5 protein-coding genes are annotated in these 6337 nt (G+C 26.5%); 3 read left to right on the top strand and 2 right to left on the bottom strand.

Translation table 11 applies throughout. The features are described 5' to 3' along the window. Positions 1 to 2 precede the first annotated feature (2 nt). The 3 genes from mog (at position 3) to ACTCCZ_RS12320 (ending at position 4306) form a co-directional block, all read left to right on the top strand. Positions 3 to 539, top strand: coding sequence for a molybdopterin adenylyltransferase (gene mog, locus ACTCCZ_RS12310; RefSeq protein WP_079580008.1), 537 nt, complete (start codon positions 3 to 5; stop codon positions 537 to 539). 198 nt (positions 540 to 737) lie between these two features. Next, entirely contained in the window at positions 738 to 2072 is a 1335-nt protein-coding gene (locus ACTCCZ_RS12315; RefSeq protein WP_079580009.1) for an SLC13 family permease, read from the top strand. 32 nt (positions 2073 to 2104) lie between these two features. Beyond that, entirely contained in the window at positions 2105 to 4306 is a 2202-nt protein-coding gene (locus tag ACTCCZ_RS12320; RefSeq protein ID WP_079580010.1) for an endonuclease MutS2, read from the top strand. A 20-nt stretch (positions 4307 to 4326) separates the two neighbouring features. Here ACTCCZ_RS12320 and ACTCCZ_RS12325 read toward each other — a convergent pair whose 3' ends face one another. Further along, a complete protein-coding gene (locus ACTCCZ_RS12325; RefSeq protein WP_079580011.1) occupies positions 4327 to 4869 on the bottom strand; it encodes a hypothetical protein in 543 nt (180 codons plus the stop codon). A gap of 116 nt (positions 4870 to 4985) precedes the next feature. Beyond that, positions 4986 to 6337: DUF748 domain-containing protein (locus tag ACTCCZ_RS12330; RefSeq protein WP_463187388.1), on the bottom strand; the 1352-nt coding region annotated here is incomplete at its 5' end.

Raw genomic sequence — 6337 nt, forward strand, 5'->3', positions numbered from 1 at the left:
TTATGAGTAATACAGCAAAGATTGGAATAATTACAGCAAGTGATAGAGCAAGTAAGGGAATATATGAAGATATTAGTGGAAAAGCAATAGTTGATACTATGAATGATTATCTTACTTCTTCTTGGGAGCCTGTATATAGATGTATAGAAGATGACCAAAAGACTATTGAAGATACTTTAAAAGAGTTAGTAGATAAAGAGGATTGTTGTTTAGTTGTTACAACAGGGGGAACAGGACCTGCTGCAAGAGATGTAACTCCAGAAGCAACAGAAGCAGTTTGCGATAGAATGATGCCAGGATTTGGTGAATTAATGCGTGCAGAGTCGTTGAAATTTGTTCCAACTGCAATTCTTTCAAGACAAACAGCAGGACTTAGAGGAAGCTCACTTATAGTAAATTTACCTGGAAAACCAAAATCAATAAGAGAGTGTTTAGATGCAGTTTTTCCTGCAATTCCATATTGTATTGATTTAATGGAAGGACCATATTTAGAATGTAATGAAGAGGTAATTAAGCCTTTTAGACCAAAGAAAAAATAGATTTCAAAAGAGCATATGTTACTTAAAAATGTATAAAGAGTGTGGCTTAAGTGTAGAAATAATGTTTTATAATTTTTTTATGTAACTTTATGTAATAATTTTATTTTTATTTGATAAAAATTATGAAATATAAAAGTAATTTAGTTTTTTATAATTACAATAAATATAACAACAGTAATTTTAAATAAAAGGAATGTTTTGAAACAACTACTTACTGCATTGATTTTATCGATTGCTATGTTTTTTATAGCAAGCATAGCTTTTAGTACTCAACACTCAATTTTATTAGCAATAATAGTGTTACTTGTAGTACTATGGACAAACGAGGGATTACCAATTGGCGTAGTGTCACTTTTGCCTATTCTTTTATTCCCTTCCTTTGATATTATGAGTACAAGTGCTACTACTGCAAATTACTCTAAATCAATTATTTTCCTATTTCTTGGTGGTTTTATGGTGGCAATTGCAACTCAAAAAACTAATTTACATAAATATATTTCAAATAAATTATTAACAATCTTCCCTAATACCCCCAGAGGAATAATTTTTTCATTAGCAATTACTTCAGCTTTTTTAAGTTCACTTATTTCAAATACAACAACTGCTTTACTTTTAATACCTATTGCAATGTTTTTGACAAATGATACAAAATTAAAAGTAAGACTTGTACTTGCTATTGCTTATGGTGCTAGTATTGGTGGTATTGTAACACCTATTGGAACACCTCCAAACTTGATTTTACTAGGTTTTATGGATCAGCACTCAATTGAGGCTATTCCTTTTATAAAATGGATTTTATTGACTGCACCATTGGCCTTTTTAATGTTAACATTAATTCCTTTCTTCTTATCACTTGGAGTTCAACATCTAAAATTTGATACACATTTAGAAGATAGGGAACATTTGACAAGTGACCAAAGAAGGCTTATGTATTTTCTTGGTAGTTTAATTCTTTTACTTTTTGTAAATTCAAAAATCGAACCTTTTTATTCTGGTTTAGGTTTAAATGAAAAAGGTATTTTATTAGGATATGGTTTATTGATGTTTATGCCTAAGATTGGGTTTTTAACTTGGGAAGATACAAAGAAAATTCCATATGAAATTATTTTCTTATTTGGTGCAGGTTTTTCTATTGCAGCGGCATTTGCATCAACAGGTTTAGCAAATGAAATTGCGCATTATTTACTTGATTTGGTAAATCTTCCTGTTATTTTTCTTATAATATTAGTTGCTGCACTAATAACATTTACAACAGAAGTTACATCAAATACTGCATTGATTTCAATTGCTTTACCAATTATTTATTCTTTAGGACAAGTAGCAGATGTTAATATGACTCTAATTTTGTTTGTATCAACTATTTGTGCTTCATATGCATTTATGCTTCCTATTGCTACTCCTCCAAATGCCATTGCTATGAGTAGTGGTGCTGTTAAAGTAAAAGATATGGCAAAATTTGGATTACTATTTAATATTTTAGGAATTATTTGTATTACAGTAATTGCTTTAGTATATTGGCAGTTTTATTTATAAAAGTATTATAGCCCTTTGGCTATAATACGCAAATGAAAGATATAATAAAAAAACTAGACTTAACAGAGTATATAGAATCCTTCCAAGAACTTTTTTCAAGAAAAAAATCAATCATACTTGAAGGTGATATAAACTTACATTTTAAACTCATAGAAGAACTTTCAAAGTTTGATATAAATGCACCAAAAGAGGTTGCAAATTTAGATAATTCATTAGTTTATATACAAAAACAAGGTATTTTAAAACTTGATGATATTTATGAATTTACTAAAATAATTAGATACTTTTTATATTTAAAAAGATTTAACTTTGAGGGAAAACTAAAAGAGTGGATAGATAAAATTATCATTCCAAGTGATATTTTAAAGTTAGATGATTATTTTGATTCAAAAGGTAATCTAAAAGAGGGTGTTGATGAAGATTATGACAATATTCAAAATGCTATTTATAAAAATAAAGATTTAATTAGACAATCTTTATATAAAGTCATAAATTCATCAAAATTAAGACCATATTTAGTTGATTCACAAGTGCATTTAGTAAATGACCAAGAGGCTATTTTAGTAAGAGGTGGATTTAATCATGTAATAAAAGCAACAGTTGTACATAGATCAAACTCTGGATTCTTTTATGTAGTTCCTCACAATATTAGTGAATTAAAACAAAGAAGAAGTGACCTTATAAATAAGCAAGAAGAGGTTTTATTAAAGTTTTGTAAACAAATTTCTTCAATGTTTGAAAAGCATTTGATGTTTTTAAAATTTATAAATAAAGAGTTTGATAGGGTTGATCACTACCAAGCAAGACTATTTTTTGCAAAAGCAAATGATAGAAACTTTTTATTACCAAGTAGAAACAATAGTTGTAAACTAGTAGAGTTTAGACATCCCGCACTTCATGGGGCAAAACCTATTACTATTGATTTTACAAAATCAGTTATTATGATTACTGGTGTAAATGCAGGTGGTAAAACTATGATGTTAAAATCTATTTTATCTGCTGTTTTATTGTCTAAATATTTACTTCCATATAATGCACATAAATCTTCACAAATTGGAAGTTTTAAAAATATATTAGCAGTATTAGATGATCCTCAAAGTGTAAAAAATGATATTTCAACTTTTGCAGGAAGAATGGTTGAATTTTCAACTCTTTTTTCAAAGAAAAATGCAATTGTTGGTGTAGATGAGATAGAGCTTGGAACAGATTCAGATGAAGCTGCTAGTTTATTTAAAGTAATAATTGAAGAACTTATAAAAAAAGATATAAAGATTATTATTACAACTCATCACAAAAGATTGGCAGCATTACTTGCTTCAAATAGTGATGTAGAGTTAGTTGCAGCACTTTATGATGAAAAAAATCAAAGACCAACTTATGAGTTTTTACAAGGTACGATAGGAAAATCTTATGCTTTTGAAACTGCAAGTAGGTATGGAATTCCTCACAATATAATCAAACTTGCAAAAAAAGTTTATGGTGAAGATAAAGATAAATTAAACGAACTTATCGAAAGAAGTAGTGAACTTGAAAGAGAATATAAACAAAAAATTCAAAAACTAGATAAAGAGTTAGAGGATACACAAAGAATTAAAAAATCTTTGAAAGAGCAAAAAGAAAATCTTGATGAGTTAGTTTATTCTGAGAAATCCAAACTACACAAAGAGTATAAAGACGCAAGAGAAGAAGCAAAAAAAGCTATAAAAGCAAAAATTTCAAAAGAGGGACATAGACACTTAAATGTTGCTCATACAAAAGCTTCTAGTATAAAAACTCAAAAAATAACTGAAATAGAAGAATTAAAAGTTGGAGATAGAGTTAAGTATAGAACTTCAAAAGGTGTTATTGTCTCAATCAAAGGAAAACAAGCTTTCATTGAAAATGATTCAGGAATGAAAATGAAAGTTCCACTTAAAGATTTATCAAGAAGTGGCAATATGCCAAAACCTACTATAAAACCAAAAACAACTGTTACAGTTTCAAAACCAGAAACAGGACATGTAAAGTTAGATTTACATGGACAAAGAGTAGATGAAGCTTTAGAAAATTTAGATAAATTTTTATCTGATGCTTTAATTGCAGGTTTTGATGAAGTATTAGTTTATCATGGAATTGGTACAGGAAAATTAGCAGCAGCAACAAAAAAATATCTTGATAAACATCCTAAAATTAGAAGCTATGAAGATGCCCATCCAAGTAGTGGTGGATTTGGAGCAAAAGTTATAAAACTATAAAATAAAAAAGATTATCTTTTTTATTTTATAGAAACAAATGATTTAATTGAACAATCAATTCTTTCTTTTAAATCACTTGTATCCATATTCATATAATCAGTTTGGATTTTATAAACACTTTTGTTATTTAGTTTAAACTCCATAAGAATATATCCCGCATAAAGTTTTGCTTTTTTGCTTTTTTTACCCTTGTCTTCTTTGTCATTTTCATAAAGATATGCATGAATAGTTAGATTTTTTTTAACACTTTTATCTTCATCTTCATAGTTGCTTATTACATCTTTTATTATTTTTTCTAATTTTTGTTCATCTAAAATATCTTTTAAATTACTTTTCATATATTTTGAATAGTCAATAATTATTGATAAATCATAGTTTGAAGTTAGAAAAAGTTCTTTTGCTTTTTGAATATTTGCATTTTTATTTATTTTTTCAAAAGTTGTTGTTTTGTTTTGACAAGATACTCTTTTTGTGTTTAAAGGTTTTTTTGTAACTTGTGTATAAACTCCATAACTAGTTGCTATAATAAACAATCCAATAAAAGCATATAATATTTTATTCATAAATATTCCTTATAAAAATTATAATAAAAGTAAATTGATTAATATTATCAAAAAAACTAATACAAAGTCAATAAATATAGATTAATATAACAAAAATTAATATAACTAAATATTTATTATCTTGCTATATCTATTTGTAAATCGAAGCTTGTAAAGCTTTTACTTGTATTTGTTTTATCTGTTTTTTTAATAATAACTCTATTTTGTTTTATCTGTTTTTTATCTATTAGATACTTATTAATATTCTCTATTCTTTGTTTTGTTAAATTTAAAATTGTATCATCTGAAATAACTTGTTTTGATATAATCATATCTTTCATATGGTTTAAATATCTATCTTTTTGGAAAATCTCTTTCTCTTTTTTCTTTACTATAAACTCTTTTTTTAACTCTACTAATTTTTTGCTATTTTTATATGAAAGATATATTTTTTCAATTGCAAGTTGATATTTATCTCCTTTTTTAAACTCTTTCATTGTTTTTTCTATATTTTCTTCGGCTTTTAATTCTTTTAGTTTATTGATATCTTCTTGTGTAAAACTAGGATTTATTTTAATTGCTATATTTGGTCTTTTTTCCATGATTTTTGCAATATTATCTAAAGCTTCTTTTTCTGATGGAAGTATTTTTGCATCTGCAAAATGAAAATCTATTGATTTTATTTCATCTGCTTCAATTCCTAATAATGAAGCTAAAAAACTAAATGGAGCACTAACTGCTTTTACTATTAAATTTGTGAAAGCTTGCCATGCAATTGGAGCAATAGCAAACTTTGGATCATCTACATTTCCAGATATTGGAATATCCAAATCAATTATTCCATCAGCATCCTCAAGTAAAGCAATTGCTAATTCTAAAGGTAAAGATACTGCATCTTCACTTTTTACTTCATCTCCAAGTTTTATATCACTAATAATAATGCTATTTTTTGCATCGAGATTTGATTTTTTGATATTGTATTTCAAATCAAGATTTAATTTTCCTGTCTCAATCTCTCTTCCTATAAATTTTCCAGAATAAGGAGTAAAGTTTTTAATAGCAATATTTTTAAACAGTAAGTTTACATCCGTAAGCTCTTTTATATTTTCATGATTTACAAGTCCTGTGATTTTTGTATATCCATACTTATCAACTTTACCCTCAAGCTTAAGTTCTGTTGGCTTTGAACTTGTAGTACTAAACTCTGAAAATTCTCCATTTAGTTTTGAGACCAAAGTTTTAAAAGGAATTGGTAAGTTCTTATCTTCAAAATTTAATGATGCATTTTTTATATTAAAAGGACCAATTTGCATATTTAAACTATTTTTAGTTTCTACATTTTTACTATTTTTAGTAACTTCTTTTTTTACTTTATCTTTTTTTGGTAAAGTTATACTAATATAAGGATTTTTTAAAATGCTCTTTTCAATGCTTAGGGTTTTATTAGAAAAATTAAAATTTTTTATACTTAAATCAATATTTTTTGTAA

Source organism: Malaciobacter sp., from assembly GCF_055140965.1.

Coding starts and splice junctions, on each gene's coding strand:
- mog (WP_079580008.1), top strand. CDS start 3: ATGAGTAATACAGCAAAGATTGGAATAATTACAGCAAGTGATAGAGCA.
- ACTCCZ_RS12320 (WP_079580010.1), top strand. CDS start 2,105: ATGAAAGATATAATAAAAAAACTAGACTTAACAGAGTATATAGAATCC.
- ACTCCZ_RS12325 (WP_079580011.1), bottom strand. CDS start 4,869: ATGAATAAAATATTATATGCTTTTATTGGATTGTTTATTATAGCAACT.